At 68.3% G+C, this 15,910-nt stretch carries 14 protein-coding genes and 4 pseudogenes; 12 read left to right on the forward strand and 6 right to left on the reverse strand.

What is annotated here, in order from left to right; all coding sequences use genetic code 11:
- Window positions 1-265: 265 nt before the first annotated feature.
- Window positions 266-700, forward strand: coding sequence for a hypothetical protein (locus tag OG395_RS51235; RefSeq protein ID WP_327249018.1), 435 nt, complete (start codon window positions 266-268; stop codon window positions 698-700).
- 283 nt (window positions 701-983) lie between these two features.
- On the opposite strand, the gene OG395_RS51240 is transcribed toward OG395_RS51235, so the two are convergent.
- The 3 genes from OG395_RS51240 to OG395_RS51250 form a co-directional block, all read right to left on the reverse strand.
- Entirely contained in the window at window positions 984-3,941 is a 2,958-nt protein-coding gene (locus tag OG395_RS51240) for an aminotransferase (RefSeq protein WP_327249019.1), read from the reverse strand.
- 51 nt (window positions 3,942-3,992) lie between these two features.
- The gene (locus OG395_RS51245; RefSeq protein ID WP_327249020.1) at window positions 3,993-4,433 is read right to left on the reverse strand and encodes an Lrp/AsnC family transcriptional regulator; all 441 of its coding nucleotides are present in this window, start codon (window positions 4,431-4,433) and stop codon (window positions 3,993-3,995) included.
- Between the two features lie 284 nt (window positions 4,434-4,717).
- Window positions 4,718-5,029 carry an SDR family NAD(P)-dependent oxidoreductase gene (locus OG395_RS51250; protein ID WP_327249719.1) on the reverse strand — a complete coding sequence of 104 codons (312 nt, stop codon included), beginning with the start codon at window positions 5,027-5,029 and terminating at the stop codon, window positions 4,718-4,720.
- 126 nt (window positions 5,030-5,155) lie between these two features.
- Here OG395_RS51250 and OG395_RS51255 point away from each other — a divergent pair.
- Window positions 5,156-5,335, forward strand: a pseudogene (locus OG395_RS51255) (SDR family NAD(P)-dependent oxidoreductase); the annotation flags it as partial.
- 352 nt (window positions 5,336-5,687) lie between these two features.
- Here OG395_RS51255 and OG395_RS51260 read toward each other — a convergent pair.
- A complete protein-coding gene (locus tag OG395_RS51260; protein WP_327249021.1) occupies window positions 5,688-6,413 on the reverse strand; it encodes a FadR/GntR family transcriptional regulator in 726 nt (241 codons plus the stop codon).
- Between the two features lie 281 nt (window positions 6,414-6,694).
- Here OG395_RS51260 and OG395_RS51265 point away from each other — a divergent pair, with 281 nt between their 5' ends.
- The 10 genes and pseudogenes from OG395_RS51265 to OG395_RS51310 form a co-directional block, all read left to right on the forward strand.
- Window positions 6,695-7,930 (forward strand): aminotransferase class V-fold PLP-dependent enzyme, encoded by a 1,236-nt coding sequence (locus OG395_RS51265; protein WP_327249720.1) that lies wholly within the window; start codon window positions 6,695-6,697, stop codon window positions 7,928-7,930.
- Window positions 7,931-7,993: 63 nt separating this feature from the next.
- Window positions 7,994-9,295, forward strand: a complete 1,302-nt coding sequence (locus OG395_RS51270; protein ID WP_327249022.1) for an ABC transporter substrate-binding protein — start codon at window positions 7,994-7,996, stop codon at window positions 9,293-9,295.
- 8 nt (window positions 9,296-9,303) lie between these two features.
- The gene (locus OG395_RS51275; protein ID WP_327249023.1) at window positions 9,304-10,464 is read left to right on the forward strand and encodes a carbohydrate ABC transporter permease; all 1,161 of its coding nucleotides are present in this window, start codon (window positions 9,304-9,306) and stop codon (window positions 10,462-10,464) included.
- Entirely contained in the window at window positions 10,461-11,297 is an 837-nt protein-coding gene (locus tag OG395_RS51280) for a carbohydrate ABC transporter permease (RefSeq protein WP_266989779.1), read from the forward strand. Before OG395_RS51275 ends, OG395_RS51280 begins: the two co-directional genes overlap by 4 nt.
- Before the next feature lie 222 nt (window positions 11,298-11,519).
- The gene (locus OG395_RS51285) at window positions 11,520-11,654 is read left to right on the forward strand and encodes a hypothetical protein (RefSeq protein ID WP_327249024.1); all 135 of its coding nucleotides are present in this window, start codon (window positions 11,520-11,522) and stop codon (window positions 11,652-11,654) included.
- A gap of 519 nt (window positions 11,655-12,173) precedes the next feature.
- Complete coding sequence (locus tag OG395_RS51290) at window positions 12,174-12,848, forward strand: helix-turn-helix domain-containing protein (RefSeq protein ID WP_327249025.1); 675 nt, start codon at window positions 12,174-12,176, stop codon at window positions 12,846-12,848.
- Window positions 12,845-13,411, forward strand: a complete 567-nt coding sequence (locus OG395_RS51295; RefSeq protein ID WP_327249026.1) for an SRPBCC family protein — start codon at window positions 12,845-12,847, stop codon at window positions 13,409-13,411. The genes OG395_RS51290 and OG395_RS51295 overlap by 4 nt, the downstream gene beginning before the upstream one ends.
- On the forward strand, window positions 13,408-13,572 hold the full coding sequence (locus OG395_RS51300) for a hypothetical protein (protein WP_327249027.1): 165 nt from the start codon (window positions 13,408-13,410) through the stop codon (window positions 13,570-13,572). Before OG395_RS51295 ends, OG395_RS51300 begins: the two co-directional genes overlap by 4 nt.
- Window positions 13,573-13,768: 196 nt before the next feature.
- On the forward strand, window positions 13,769-14,341 hold the full coding sequence (locus tag OG395_RS51305; RefSeq protein WP_327249028.1) for a dihydrofolate reductase family protein: 573 nt from the start codon (window positions 13,769-13,771) through the stop codon (window positions 14,339-14,341).
- 90 nt (window positions 14,342-14,431) lie between these two features.
- Window positions 14,432-14,929, forward strand: a pseudogene (locus tag OG395_RS51310) (ATP-binding protein); the annotation flags it as partial.
- Between the two features lie 46 nt (window positions 14,930-14,975).
- On the opposite strand, the pseudogene OG395_RS51315 reads toward OG395_RS51310, so the two are convergent.
- Window positions 14,976-15,729 (reverse strand): annotated as a pseudogene (locus tag OG395_RS51315) (transposase family protein).
- A pseudogene (locus tag OG395_RS51320) lies at window positions 15,710-15,883 on the reverse strand (CPCC family cysteine-rich protein); the annotation flags it as partial. The pseudogenes OG395_RS51315 and OG395_RS51320, both read right to left, overlap by 20 nt.
- Window positions 15,884-15,910 lie beyond the last annotated feature (27 nt).

A 15,910-nucleotide genomic window follows, 5' to 3' on the forward strand; every position in this document is an offset into this window, starting at 1 on the left:
TCACCTGCGCCCGCACCGGCGCCAAGATCATTGTGACTCTGCTGCGAGAGGACGGCAGCGGCAAGGCGTACGACCGGCCCCGTGGGGAGTCCGAGGAGGAGCGCTTCCTGCAGATCCCGGCGTCCTTTTGGACGAAGGGATACGACCAGCAGATCGACCTGCCCGGACCGGCGCTGCTGCTGACCGTCGCCCGGGAGAAGAACTGGTCGAGCGGCGTGAGCACTACATCACGACCTGGCCGAGGTGCCGCGAGTGCGCTGGGGTCATGCAGTTCCTCGCCCATCTACCCCTCGACATCGGCGTGGTCGCGGTGTTCTTCTGCCAGAACGATCCCGGGATGTGCGACGACTGGGACGCCACTGCCGGCGCCAACCGTGCCTACCTGTTCTCCGGTGAGCTCACTCCGGCCGCTGTCCCGGCCGACGGCGAGACGCTTCTCGGCGCGGTCACCGCTCTGCGCCTTCATCCTGCTGACAAACCCACGGAGGAGCCGGTCCTCGGACGGCTGGGCGGTGAGCCTGACTGGATCCAGGATGATGAGACTCCGGACTGTCCCTTGTGCGCCACCCGTATGACGTTCACGGCCGAGCTGGAGGAGGGTTACGACTTCGCCACCTCCGGGAACTTCGGCGGCGGGGGCCGCGGTTATCTCTTCAACTGCCAGCCCTGCAGCGAGGCCGCGTTCCTCTGGCAGCGCTGAACGCCGCCCCAGGAGTCATGCCGCGTGCGTAGTTCAGAGAAGCGGGCATGCTCGTGCTGGCAGGGTGATCCGTAGGGGCGAGCGCAGTTGCCGAGCTCGACCTTGCGTTTGTCGAAAATGCTCCTGACCGAGCTGGATTGGCATCGGCCCAGGCGTTGATTCCCGGGGGTCAGGAACTGCTCTCGAAGTTGGCGTAAGGGCTTGCGTGCACACTGGAGACGCCATCTCGCTTCGTATGCGGTCCGTTCAAGCAGGAGGGCGGCGTCTGCGCGCGCCTCCGACGTCAGTGGGAGTGGCCGAGTTGGGTGAGGGCGTGGTCCAGCGTGTCGACGAAGAAGTCGGCTGCGGTGGTGTCGATGCACAACGGTGGCTTGATCTTGAGGATGTTGAGGTGGTCCCCGGTGGGCTGGACGATGACGCCGAGGTCGAGCATGCGGTCGCAGAGTTCGGCGGTCTCTTCTGTGGCGGGTTCCAGGCTGACGCGGTCCCGGACGAGTTCGAGGCCGAGGTAGAGGCCCGAGCCGTGGGCGGCGCCGATGATGCCGTAGCGGTCGGCCAGTGCCTCGAGCCGGCGCTTCAGGTGGCCGCCGACGCGTACCGCATTGCCTTGGAGGTCCTCGTCACGCAGGGTGTCCAGGACGGTGAGGCCCACGACGCTGGAGACCGGGCTGCCGCCGGTGGAGGAGAAGAAGTAGCCCTGGTCGCGGTACCGGTCTGCGACCGACTTGGAAGTGATGACGGCGCCGAGGGGGTGTCCGTTGCCCATGGCCTTGGCGACACAGACGATGTCGGGGACGACCTGCTGCTGCTCGAAGCCCCAGAACCAGTGTCCCAGGCGGCCGTACCCGACCTGGACCTCATCGGCGACGGCCAGGCCGCCGTGACGCCGTACCGCCGCGTATACGTCGGCGAGATAGCCGTCGGGAAGGGCGACTCCTCCGGCGTTGCCGTAGAAGGTCTCGCCGATGAACGCTCCTGCCGGGTGGCCGGCAGCGGCCAGCTCGTCGATCACGGCGACTGCCTCGGGCCCGTAGCGCACGGCATCCGCCCCGCGGTGCCGGCCGCGGTAGGAGTTGGGCGAGTCCACTGTGTGGACCCAGTTCGGGCGGGTGGCGAGGGCGTTCGGGTTGTCTTGGAGTGAGGTGGAGACTGCGTCGGAGGCGTACGTCCAGCCGTGGTACGCCTCGCGCAGTGCGACGACGTCGTGTCGGCCGGAGGCGCCGATGGCCAGTCGGAGGCCCAGATCCACCGCCTCGGAACCGGAGTTGACGAGGAACACCGTGTCCAGAGGGTCGGGAAGGAGGGCGGCGAGGCGTTCGGTGAACTCCACCACCGAGGCGTAGTGGAAGCGCGAGTTGGTGTTGAGCCGCCGCAGCTGCCGGGAGACCGCCTGTTCGACGCGGGGGTGGGCGTGGCCCAACGGGGAGACGTTGTTGACGATGTCGAGGTACGAGCGGCCGTCGGTGGAGAGGAGATGGTGGCGCCAACCACGCTCGATACGGGGAGGGCTGGCGTAGTAGTGCTCCTGCACGGTCGCGAATACGGCGTCACGCCGGTCGAGCAGGTCCTCCCTCTGCGGCGTATGGCCGGTGGCCGGGAGGCCGAGGAGCGGGGCGGGGTCGGCGGTGAGCGCGAGCCAGCCGGCGGCGTACTCGGGGCGGACCAGGGGAGGGACGGCAGGGCTGTCGGCGTCGCGCAGCGCGATGTGGAAAGAGGTTCCGGAGGAGAGGTGGGCGACTTCTTCGCCCGCCTGGACCGTTGCACCGGTGATGACCATCGGGTGGACCGTGCCGAAGGACAGCGTCAGCACCCGCGGGCCGTAGGTGATCTCCACACGGCCCGGTGCCGCGGCGAGGACCTTCCCCGCGGTGGGGGCCTGCACCACGGTGGCCGGGCCGAGCCACATGTCGATGCCGGTGGGCACGGTGGCGGGGGAGACGGCTGCCAAGGCGGACGCCTGAGTAAGCCGTGTACGGGCGTACGGGGTGGCGACCGCGACCGCTCCGCCCGTGAGTGCGGTGGCCGCCAGCCGGTCCTCGATGCCGGCTTCGAGCCAGGCTCCGTGGTCCATGGAGTCGGCGCCGGTGGACAGGTCGACGAGGGTGATGTCGTCGGCGGCGAGGTACCGCAGGAGAGGGTGCACCGGCGAATTGGCCTGAGCGGGCACGTCGGCCAGGCCGGTCGCGTCCTTGACGAGGTGGATCATCACCGGCAGGGGCAGGTGGGTGGCCTGCTCGAATATGTGCCACTCGCGGTCGAGCGCGGCCTTGGCATAGGCGTTGTCCTCGTCGACGGCGGCCTGGTGCCGCCCGCTGGCGACCAGGACGGCGGCGCGCAGGACCACCAGCGGCCACAACGCCTCCGCCTCCTCCTGGGAGAGCGGCCGAACGGCGTGGAAGGCGCGGATGGCGGGCAGCACGTGATGGGGCTCGACGCCGTCGTGGTGGAGCATCGAGGAGAGCGATACGGCGAGTTCGCCGACCGCCCAGCTCGTGGTCAGGTCGCCGAAGTCGATGACGCCGTCGGGCATGGTCAGGCGGCCGTCGGGGCAGCGGATCAGATTGTCGTCGGTGAGGTCCAGGTGTACGGGCTGCGACGGCAGCACGGCGGCAACCCTCTGGACGCGTGCCCAGGCCTCGGCGGTCGCGGCCTGGACGGCGGTGCGCCGGTCGGGCTCGTCGATGTGCTCTGCGAGCTTGGCGACAACACGGTCGGCGTGCTGCAGGTCCCACTGGAGAACGCGCTCGAGGCCCGGGTGCCGGAAGTCGCGCAGGGCGGTGCTGACCTTCGCGGCGACCGTGCCCATGGCCGCCACCGTGGTCGGTGAAAGGTGCCGGGGTCCCGACAGCGGGCCACCGGGTAGATAGCGCAGCAGCCGCGCGACGGCCGGCCCGCTCTTGGTCTCCACCGTCGTGCGACGCGGGGAGCCGTCAGGGCGGCGCAGGACGGTGGCGATGCGCAGTTCCGGGTGCGCAGAGGCGATCAGGTCGGCGGCGGTGTCCTGGGCTTCGATCTCCATGGCGCCGAAGGCGGGGTTGGCGATCTTCAGAATCGCCACGGGCGTCCCGTCGTCGGCGTGCAGCAGGAAGTTGACGTCCTGCTGGCTGCCCAGCGCCTGCGCGCGAGCGGTGATGCCAAGGTGCTCGGTGGCGATGCGCTCTGCCTCGGCCGGTGTCACCTGTGGTGCGGGAAGTGCGTCTTCGGTGAAGAAGTCGATCGTGCGGTACTCGTTGTGCAGCATGCAGGGTTCCTCGGCTGGTGCGGGCAGGCTGGGCTGGGACGCTCCGATGCCTCAGTCGACGTGCCACAAGAAGCGGTGGGTGTGAATCGCGAAGTAGGGGAAGTTCTCCACGGATGCGACACCCTCGACGGGCCGTACGACGTCGTTGATGAAGTCCAGAAGATCACGAGGCTGACTGCACACGACTTCCGCGAACAGGTCGAAGCCGCCGGCCGTCAGGACCGTGTACACGACTTCGTCGTGTCGGGACAGTTCATCGGCCACCGCCCGGGGGTCGCCGTCGATGTGCAGGCCCAGGAGCGCCATCGTTTGCTGGCCCATGGTCATCGGGTCGGTCACTCCGACGACCTGGACCGCTTTGCTGTCGATCAGTCGCTGCAGCCGGAGCCTCGCGGCCGAGGGCGACAGCCCTACCTTCGGTCCCAGATCGGCGTAGGGGATGCGACCGTCGACCTGCAGCTCCCGCAGGATGGCCTGGTCGATGTCGTCCATGAGGCACCTCTCTCTCCTGCGTGACCGGCAAGTAATGCGCTTGTTTCAAGCACAATGCCGGATCACCATGCTTGAATCAAGTGTGTTCGCGCTCGAATCGAGCGGATCGTGATTCTGGGCTCTCGGGAGTGCTCCACAGCTCTGTGAAGTTTCCGGCCATGGCGGGGTGCGCTGATCGGCGGTGTCTCCGTGACTCCTCCACCCCGTGAGCGGGGTGGCTTCTCGCTATGCCGGTTGGGCTTCGCGACGGGCCAGCCCGGCCCACTTCGCGGACTGGTAGGCAGTCATCCCCGGGCCGCCGATCCGGCCGCCCAGGAGGAGATCTGGATGATCCGCCCGCCGCCTTGCCGGCGCAGCAGCGGTACGGCGGCCTTGGTCACGTAGACCGTGCCGACGAAGTTGGTCTCCACCTGGCGTCGGAACACCTTCAGGGTGGTGTCTTCGAGCGCGACCCGATTGCCCTGGCCGGCGTTGTTGACGCTGGCGTCGAGGCGGCCGAAGGCGGCGTACCCGTTCTCCACGGCGGCCTGCGCCGCGGCTGCGTCGGTGACGTCGAGGGGCTTGACGTGGACGCGGTCGCCGTACCTGGCGACCAGGTCGTCGAGCGCACTGGCGCGGCGGCAACGACGCGGTGCCCGGCCGTGAGGGCCTCGTCGACGATCGCCCGCCCCAGACCGCGCGAGGCTCCAGTGACGAAGAAGGCCGAACTCGTGATTCCTCCCCTGCTGGCCGCCTCACCCCTGCTTCACGGCGTCACCGGCCGCTGCTTCGAGGACAACCAGGAGGCGCGGGTCGTCCAGGGCGACGAGGACCTCCCCGGAGGCGTGGCCGCCCACGCCCTCGACCCCGAGGCGGCCGACCGGCTCTGGGAGTACGCCACCGCCGCGAACCGTACCGTTTGACCGGCCTTTCGGAGTCGGACGGCACGGCGGTTTTCCGGTCGGCTGTGGGGCCATCGCCGCGTCCACGGCGAGCTGCCAGGACCAGGTGGTGTCGATCTCGTGACGGTGCCTGGGGACTGAAGATCACTGGTTTCGGCGGGCACCGCGGCCTCGGTTCCTGAGCGCGAGCCGCTGTCCGTGCACATCGGGGCCGAGTACCGCTGGTTCGGCTTGCCCTGGAGGTGGCTCCGCTACAAGAGTTTCCGGCGGCCTTGCGATCGCACGCACTGGAAGACGCTCCTCGGGCGAACATTGCCGGTCACAGCAATGGCAAGGCCGCGCGAGAATGGCGAAGCACGAGCGGACCCCGAGGTCAGGCGCCCACCCCAGGGTTCGCCGGTGCTTCAGGGGCCGGTTCCGGTGCCCGCGGCAGGAAGGCGTGCAGCCACCTCTCCGTATGCGCCACATGCGCGGACGCCGCGGCCGCCGCCGCCACTGGGTCCCTGTTCGCGATCGCCGTCGCGATCGCTCGGTGGTCCTCGTCGCTGGAGCGCTTGATGCGGGGGCCCTCGGGCAGGGTGAAGACCTGGTACGTGCGGGAGCGGGCGCGGAAGACTCCCAGGAGGGACTTGAGGGTCGGGTTGCCGCCGACGCGGGCGATCTCCGCGTGGAAGTCCTGGTCGAGCGCCGAGACCCGGTCCGGATCTTCGGTGGCCTCCATCGCCTCCAGGTACGCGAAGATCGTACTCAGCGACTCGGGCGTGATCCGCGCCGCCGCCTGCGCCGCCGCGTGCGACTCCAGGACGCGCCGTATCTCGTACATCTCCAGGAGCCCGGTCAGCGGCAGCAGGTCGACGGTGAGCGAGAGGCTGCCGACGATGTCCTCGGGCCGGAGCTGCGAGACGTACGTACCGGAGCCATGGCGTGGTTCGATCACGCCGAGCGCCGCGAGCATACGGATCCCCTCGCGCAACGAGCCGCGCGAGACGCCGAGTTCCTCGCAGAGGTCACTCTCGGGCGGGATGCGCTGCCCGGCGACGAGACGCCCGTCGGCGATCATGCGGCGCAGGCCGTGGAACGCCTGGTCGACTGCGGACATCGCTTCCCCTCCCAAGACATCGACGGCGGCGGTCCGATGGAACCGCCCACGGTCGAATGTGCTGCCGATCCTACAGACTCATTGGATCTCTTCCACGATTCCTCCCCAAGTCATCTGATGACCTCGCTGGTCTCAGGTAGCCAATTCGTGAACAACCTTGTTCTTTCCCGAGCTCAGTGTCAGGATGCGCCGCAAGTCATCCGACCTCTTTCTGTGACTGTCCGATGTGTCGACCGTGGCGTCCGCCGGGTCGACGAGGCCAAGGGGAGATCTTGAACCACCTGAGCGAGACCTGTGTCACCACGGCGCCCCGCCCCCTGCTGCTGGCCGACGGCCGGCCGGCGATCGAGGCGTGGTCGCTGCTGGCCGCGCACCAGCACCTCAACCACGGGTCGTTCGGGGCGGTCCCGCTCGTCGCGCAGCGGGAGCAGGGCCGGCTGCGCGAGGAGATGGACCGCTCGCCCGGCACCTGGTTCCCGGCCCTCCCGGCACGCGTGGCGGCGGCGCGGACGGAGATCGCTGCGTTCCTGCGGGTCCCAGCCAACGACCTCGCCCTCGTGCCCAACGCGAGCGGTGGCGCGAGCGTGGTCTACGCGAACGTCCCGGCGAGGCCCGGCGGCGAGATCGTCGTGACCGACCACGGTTACGGCGCGGTGACCATGGGCGCCCGCCGTCTTGCACGCCGCTGGGGCGGCACCGTCCGGACCGCGCGGGTCCCGCTCGACGCCGGCGAGGACGAGGCGTACGAGGCCGTGGCCGCCCAACTCACCGGCGCCACCGGGCTGATCGTCCTGGACCACATCACCTCGGCCACCGCCCGCTGGATGCCGGTGGAGCGGATCGGCGCGCTGGCGCGGGAGCGCGGCATTCCGCTCCTGGTCGATGGCGCGCACGTGCCTGGCCTTGCCGAGGACCCGCTCGCGGGCCTGGACTGCGACGCGTGGATCGGGAACCTGCACAAGTTCGGCTGCGCGCCTCGCGGTACGTCGGCCCTCGTCGCCCGGGGACCGCTGCGGGACGCGTTCTACCCGCTGATCGACTCCTGGGGCGCCGAGGAACCGTTCCCGCACCGCTTCGACACCCAGGGCACCATCGACGCGACGAGCTATCTCGCGGCCCCGACCGCTCTCGACTTCATCGACGGCGTCTGGGGCTGGGACACGGCCCGTACATACATGACGGAACTCGCGGACTACGCCGAACGCCTCATCGGTGACGCCTTCGCCGAGGCCACCGGCGTCGGCGCCGCCGTGGACGTCGGCATGCCGGTCAACGCGCTGCGCCTTGTACGGCTCCCCGACGGTCTGGGCACGACCCACGCCGCGGCCGACGCGTTGCGCGACCGGGTTGCCGCAGAACTGGGTGTCGAGGCCGCGTTCACGAGTTTCGGCGGCGCCGGGTACTTCCGCCTGTCGACGCACGTCTACAACACCGCCGCCGACTTCGAGGACTTCGTCGAGCGTTGTGTTCCCGTCCTCGTCGACTGGGCCCGCGCCCCGCAGGCCATGTCCCAGTGACCCCCGCAGATCCCTGTCCTACATCACCGTCACCGATCCCCTGGAACTGGGAGGACAACAGTGTTGAGCAGAAGAAAGACCGCCACGGCGCTCTGTCTCGCCGCCGCTCTCGTGCTGTCGGGCTGTGCCGTGGGAGGAGGCACCGCCGCTGACGGCACCGTCACCCTGCACATGGTCGAGAGCCTCACCAATCCCACCCGTACCGCGGTCCTGAAGGACCTCATAGGGGAGTTCGAGAAGCAGAACCCCAAGATCAAGGTCGATCTGATCTCGCCGCCCACCGATCAGGCGGACCAGAAGATCCAGCAGATGCTCCAGTCCGGCAGCGGGATCGACACCTTGGAGGTCCGGGACATCACGTCGGGGCCGTGGTCGACCAACCGCTGGCTGTACGACATGAGCAAGGACCTGAAGGGCTGGGCCGGCTGGGGCGAGCTGACGGACAACACCGTCAAGTACGCCAAGGACGCCAAGGGCCGCACGTACTACATTCCGTACGGCTTCTACGGACTCAGCCTCTTCTACCGCAGCGATCTGGTCACCGGGGCCGGCTTCGAGAACCCGCCCGCGAGCTGGGACGACCTCCTTGAGCAGGCCACCGCGATCCAGAACCCGGGCAAGCGCCAGTACGGGTACGCGTTCCGGGGCGGGACGAACGCCAACAGCAACGCCGTGGCCGTCATCGAGGCGTATGTCGCCGACAAGATCGACCGCGACAACGGCTTCAAACTCACCGACGGCAGGACGATCTTCTCGGCGCCGGAAGCGCTCACCGCACTCAGGACGTACTTCGCCCTGTTCAAGAAGGCGTCGCCGCCATCGTCCGTCGCCTGGGGCTACCCGGAGATGGTCGAGGGCTTCTCCAACGGCTCGACGGCGTTCCTCCTCCAGGACCCGGAAGTCATCGCGACGCTCGGCGAGTCGAAGGCGATCAGCCAGCAGCAGTGGACCACGGCGCCGCTGCTCACCGGGCCCAGCGGCAAGGCCGTCCAGCCGGTGGCGACCGCGGGCTGGGGGATCGCCGCGGGCAGCAAACACAAGGCGGAGGCCACCAAGCTGATCAAGTTCCTCGCCGAGGGCGACGCGGCCACCACGTTCGACAAGAAGAACAGCCTGGTGCCCATTCTGAAGAGCGCCGCCGGCGACGCGTACTACAAGACCGGCGCCTGGGCGAGCTACGTGAAGATGACGGAGAACCCGGACGCGTACATCACCGTCACGCAGCCGCGTGACTCTTCCTGGTGGACCGAATGGATCCAGAAGTCGGACGCCGACATCCAGAAGGTACTGCTCGGCAAGATGACGCCCGAGCAGCTCCTCACCGGCTGGGACTCCTACTGGACCGCCAAGTGGAAGAGTCAGTGAAGGAGCCGGTGGCGTCCCCCTCCGCGCGGCCGGAGGGGGAGGCGGGCGGGACGCCCACGCCCACCATCTGGAGTACGGACGCCGCAGTCGGGGCCCGCCCGGATGCCGGTACGGGCCTCCGTCCCGGGGCCGGCGGGCGCGGCTTCTCCGCCACTTCCACCTCCGTCCCGGCGGCCCCCCGCCCACGCCGCCCCGTCTTCACCGGCCGTCAAGGGCTGACCGTCGCCGCCTTCATGGCCCCGGCCGCCCTGTTCGTCGCGGTGTTCATCTACTACCCGATGATCGCGGGCAGTCAGATGGCCTTCCGGAACTGGAACCTGAACGACCTCACCGACACCTCCTGGGTGGGGCTGAAGAACTTCCGGGAGATCTTCACCGACCCGGTGTTCGGCACGGTCCTGAGTAATACCGGGATCTGGGTCGTGGGATCGATCGTGCCGCAGTTCGTCATCGGGTTCGCCATCGCGCTGTGGCTGCGCCGCCGGTTTCGTTTCCGCGGGCTCTACCAGGCGTTGATCTTCTTCCCGTGGGCCATTTCCGGATTCCTGATCGGCATCCTGTTCCGCTGGATGTTCAACAGTGAATTCGGTGTCATCAACGACCTGTTGGAGAAGGCCGGTCTGATCAGCGAGCCGATTCCCTGGCTCGCCGATCCGAAGACAGCGATGGTCGCCGTACTCATCGCCAACATCTGGTACGGCGTCACGTTCTTCGCCATCATGATCCTCGCCGCCCTCCAGTCCATCCCGGACGAAATCTACGAAGCGGCCGAGATCGACGGCGCGGGCAGGGTCCGCACGCTGTTTCAGATCACGATTCCCTCCATCCGGGGAACCCTGTCGCTGACCGTACTGCTCCGCGTCATCTGGATCTTCAACTTCCCCGACCTCATCTTCGCGATGACCGGCGGCGGACCGTCCAACGAGACGCACATCGTGACCACGTGGATGATCACTGTGACCCAACAGGGCGACTACGGAAAGGCGTCGGCGATCGGCCTCATCGTCGTTGCGATGCTTCTGGTCTTCTCGGTCTTCCATCTGACGGCCACGCGCGAGAAGTCGGCCACCGGCGGAAGGTCGACCACCGGCGGGAAGCAGGCCACCGGCGGGAAGCAGGCCACCGGCCGTAAGCCGAGGACGCGCAAGACGAAAGGAACAGCTTCGTGATCGGGAAGGAGTCCGCCGCAGGGCGCACGGTCCGTATCCTCTTTCTCTCCCTCTGGCTGGCCGTCACGGTGTTCCCGCTGTACTGGATCACCGTCACGTCCTTCAAGAGCCCCGGGACGATCTTCTCCTTCCCGATCTCCTACTGGCCCACGCATTTCTCCCTGGAGAACTACACCGGGCTTTTCCGTGAGGCGAAGTTCGGGGTCTATCTCACCAACAGTCTGATCATCGCGACGGCTGCCGGAACGGTGGCGACCGCGATATCGATGCTGTCGGCGTACGTGCTGGCCCGTTTCGAGTTCCGCAGCAAGGGTGCGGTGCTGATGGCGGCCCTTGTCACGCAGATGATCCCGTCGTTCATCGCGCTCGGCCCGCTCTACATGATGATGACGGAACTGAACCTGGTGGACAGCCGGTTCGGGCTCACCCTCGTCTATATCGCGGTGTGCATTCCCTTCTGCACGGTCATGCTCCGCGGATTCTTCGAGAACATCCCGGACGCGCTGGAGGAAGCCGCCATGATCGACGGCTGCTCGCGCCTCGGGGCCCTGTTCCGGGTGCTCCTTCCTGTGATGCGGCCCGGAATCGTCGCCGCCTTCATCTTCAACTTCGTCAACTGCTGGAACGAACTGTTCCTGTCGGTGACCCTGATGAACGGCGACGCCCGCAAGACGGTCCCCACGGCGCTGAACGGCTTCATCTCCAGCTTCAACATCGACTGGGGCTCCATGTCCGCCGCGGCGGTCCTCACCATCGCCCCGACGATGATCCTCTTTGCCTTCGCGAGCCGCCATATCGTCCAGGGGCTCACTTCGGGGGCGGTCAAGGGGTAGGGCAACGAAGGAAGCTCCTGCAGGAGCGGGGCATCGAGGTCGCCGTCCACCGAAGCATTCCGCGCGCGACCCCCGTCGAACAGGCCGCGATCGAGCCGGGCCACTGGACCGAACTGGCCGCCGCGCTCGACCCGTCGGTGGACGACGGGGTGCTGCTCAGCTGCGCCGGAATCCGCGTGGGCGGGGAGCTGGGACGGGACCGAGGACCTGCTCGGTCTGCCGGTGGTGGCCGGCAAACGGGCACTGCTGTGGCATCTGCTGCGTACCCTCGATGTCCCTGCCCGCCCCGCCGGATACGGCGCGCTGCTCTCCGGCCGCTTCGACCGACCCGGCCGCTTCGGCCCGACCGCCCGGTGATGACTCCGCTGGGCGGTCCCGCCGTCTCGCTCCCGAGGCCTGCCACGGTCCAACTGGACACCGACGACTATTCGTGCGGAGTCGCCATCGGCGACGCGGAGATGGCGGCCCTACCTTACCCGCCCTTCCCAGCGCCTTTGACCGGTCGGCGCGGCTCGCACACTCCACGAGCGGGCGGCCCCGGCCGACAACGGGCGCAACACTCATTGAAACGCCCCACTCCGTTGAATGCCGGACCGAAGGGGGCGTCGAGTAGGCCTGGCCTTTTTCGAGAATCGCCATCATGGGAGCTGCTTCGCTGCCATACCTGTCGCCCGTCCTCCGGTGGGGAGCCGACCGTGCCCGGAACGGACATGGGTTGGCAGCCGACGGTGGGGCATCCCTGCCTCGGGTGCGTCCGCGGCGAGCGCTTTCCAGACCGCCGTAACCGACCCGGGTCGGTTACGGCCGGGCCGACGGCAACACGCCGACAATAAAATCCTTCTTGACAAATTTTTTTGTCGGTCTGATCCTGGAACGGTGCTGGACGTCGCTGTGATCGAAGAACCCGCCGCGGCCGAGGCGTCCCTGGACCCGATACGGTCCCGGATCCTCGCCGCCCTGGCCGAGCCCGGCTCGGCCGCCATGCTGGCCGCCCGCCTGGGACTTCCCCGGCAGAAGGTCAACTACCACCTGAAGGAACTGGAGCGTCACGGGCTGGTCGAACTCGTAGAGGAGCGGCGCAAGGGCAACGTCACCGAACGGGTTTACCGCGCCACCGCCGCCTCCTACGTGATCTCTCCCAGTGCCCTGGCCGCCGTCAGCCCGGATCCCTCCCGGTCCCCGGACCAGCTCTCCGCCCGCTGGCTGCTGGCGCTGGGGGCCCGGCTGGTGCAGGAGGTCGGCGCCCTGCTGACCGGTGCTTCCCGGGCCCGGCGGCGGGTCGCCACCTTCGGCATCGACGCGGAGGTGCGGTTCGCCTCCGCGGCGGACCGGATGGCCTTCACCGCCGAACTGGCCCAAACCGTGGCTGCCCTCGTGGGCCGCTATCACGACGAGTCCGCTCCCGGGGGCCGCAGCCACCGGGTGGTCGTCGGGCTCCATCAGATCCCCACTTCGGGGTCCGCCGCCCCGGAGAGCCAGGCCGAACCGCAGCAAGAAGCGGCGGGGACGCGCGAGAACGAGTCAGAAGCAGGACAGGGGAACCCACGATGACGCACCCGTTCGAGATCGAGCAGGAGACGACCCTGCCGACGAGCCCGGAGCAGGTCTGGAACGCGATCGCCACCGGACCGGGGATCGACTCCTGGTTCATGGGGCGCAACGAGGTGGAACCGCGCGAGGGCGGAGTCGTCGCCATGGACACAGGGGGCCACCGGGAGGAGGCCGCGGTCACCGCCTACGAACCCGGCAAGCGCTTCGCCACCCGCACGGCCACGGCCGAGGACGGCCGGTTCATGGCCTTCGAGTACCTGATCGAGGGACGGGACGGCGGCAGCACCGTGCTCCGCGTCGTCCACAGCGGCGTGCTCGGCGACGACTGGCAGGACGAGTACGACGCGCTGCGCCGTGGCTGGCCGTTCCACCTTCACACGCTCCGTGAGTACCTGGCGCACTTTCCCGGACGTACCGGACTCCCTGTCTTCGCCATGGCGCCGTCGGGCGAGCAGCCGGCGCAGGAGGTCCGGGCGGCCCTCACTCGTGCACTGTCGCTGCCGAACTCGGTCGCCGTGGGCGCGCCGAGCCGGCCGGCCTGCCGCCGCTGGACGGCGAAGTGACCTGGTCGGACGACGAGCGCATCGAGGTCCGCACCGCCGACGGGATCTACACCTTCCACCACTTCCCCGGCGTGGCGCTGATGTTCCACCACCTCTTCGGCCCGGACACGGACGGCGCCGAGAGTGCCTGGCAGCAGTGGCTGACCGGCCTCCTCGCCTGACATTCGCAGGCGTGCCCCGACGCACGGCCGCACAGTCGGGCCATCCGGACACGTACCGCTCCCAGGACTGCCGGATCAGCCGCTCGCCGTAGCGGTCTTCGGCACCTCACCATCGGGACGCTTTCGCCGTGAACGCGGCTGAAGCGCGCATCGAGCAGTCAAACCACGCACATCCGAGACACCAAGGAAATCTTCCATGCGCACTCTGATCAGCACCGCCTTCATCTCGCTCGACGGCGTCGTGCAGGCTCCGGGCGGCGAGCCCGGCTACCGCAACTCCGGATGGACCTTCAAGGAGGTCGAGTTCGTTCCCGAGGCATTCCAGATCAAGGAGCGGGAGCAGCAGGAGTCAACTGCGATCCTGATGGGCCGGGTCAGCTACGAAGCCTTCAGCCCGGTGTGGCCGGACATGGGGGAGTTCGCCCAATACAAGACGATGCCGAAGTACGTCGTCTCCACCACCCTCACCGAGGACAAGCTGGTCTCCAACTGGGGCGAGACCTCCATCCTGCGCTCGCTCGACGAGGTCGCCGCCCTGAAGGAGACCGACGGAGGCCCGATCATCGTTCACGGCAGCGCCTCCCTGAACCACAGTCTGTCGGACGCCGGCCTGATCGACCGTTACCACCTGCTCGTCTACCCGCTGCTGCTCGGCGCCGGAAAGCGCCTGTTCAGCACCACGGACAAGGACACCCAGAAGCTGAAGCTGGTCGAGCACGACGCCTACAGCAACGGCCTGCAGAAGCAGGTCTTCGACGTCGTCCGCTGACAAGAGTCCGGCGTCTCGCGTTCCCGTCGCCCGCTCGAACGAGCGGTACTCGACCGCTCGCCCGGACACGCCCTGATCCCCGTACTCGTCGTGGGCCAGGCGTCACAGCCTGGCCCACGCCCGGCCCGCCCCGCCATCGACAGTGCCTGCCGCCTGCTGCGGCCGCCCTTGATCCGCAACGAGTTCTCCGGCATCGCCGAGCGGGCGCTGGAGGACCAGATGAGTTACCGCGGGTTCCTCGCCGAGCTGCTGATGGCCGAGTGCGACGACCGGGCCCGCTGTCGCTCGGAGCATCGGATCAAGGCGGCCGGCTTCCCCCGGGGGAAGTTCCTGCGGAGCTTCGACGCCAACCCCACCATCGACCCGGCCACCGTCGCCAGCTGCGAGTGGATCAAGAAGAGCCAGCCGCTCTGTCTGATCGGAGACTCCGGCACCGGCAAGTCGCACATGCTCATCGCCCTGGGCACCGAGGCCGCCATGAAGGGCTACCACGTCCGCTACACGCTCGCCACGAAACTGATGAACGAGCTGGTCGAGGCCGCCGACGAGAAGCAGCTGAACAAGACCATCGCCCGCTACGGCCGCGTCATTGAGCCCTTCTCGGTAACGTCTCGTGACGGTTCGTGATCTTCGTTCAGCTGGTGCGGCCGTGTTCCATCTGAAGCAGGACGAGGGCGGCGCGGGTGATCCGGGTGATCGCCTGGGGGCGAGGCTGACTCTGCGCAGAGCCTTGAAGGTCACCCCCAGCAGGGCGTTGGCGCGTTCGGCCACGCCGTGGACGCCTCGGATGACGGAGTTGAACGCCTTGGCGTCATCGGTGAGTTTGCCGTCCTTGGGTTTTTTGACCGGGTGACGGAGGCCGGCCCCGGCGTTCTGGTAGCCGAGGTCGGTCAGGGTGGGGATGCCGAGGGTGTCGGCGAGCCGGTTCAGGGCGGCGATCAGGCCGTGGGTACGGGCGCAGGTGGCCAGAGCGGCCAGCCGTCGGGTGCGGAAATGACCTGGACGTTGCCGCCGTGGTGCTTGTGCTTGCCCGACCACCACAGGTCGGTCTTGTTCGGGCCGGGGGCGGTGACGCGGTCGGTACGGATGACGGTGCCGTCGAGGTTGAGGTGTGTAAAGCCGGCCGCGGCCGCGCGCTCCAGTGCGGTGGACAGATCCGGGGCGTGGTCGGCGAGCACGGTCAGCCCTTCATGGAGGTAGCGGTAGGCCGTCGGGACGGAGATCCAATTGTCGCGGGCGAGTTGAGTCAGCCGGGCACCGTCCAGGGACCAGCGCAGGATCAACACGCCCTGTTTGAACGGTCCCAGGACGCGGGTGCCCTTGCGGCGCGTAGCGGCGGCGCGCATCGGTGAGGCTTTCCGATCCGTTGGGACCGCCCCATACTTCACCGGCGTTCAAGTCGTCCTGGCCGTCGTCCTCCCATCCGCATTCCTGGCAGATCTCCCACTCAACGCGGGCGTCCAGGGTCGGGAGCTTGCAGCAGGGGCAGGCGTATGGACCCTCGCCCGCCGGGCATGCCTCGCGCAACTCTCTGGGTGTCATCACGCCTTGAGTGTCGCAGCTCCTGCG

Origin of the sequence: Streptomyces sp. NBC_01320 (assembly GCF_035974375.1) — a bacterium.
GTDB lineage: Bacteria > Actinomycetota > Actinomycetes > Streptomycetales > Streptomycetaceae > Streptomyces > Streptomyces yanii.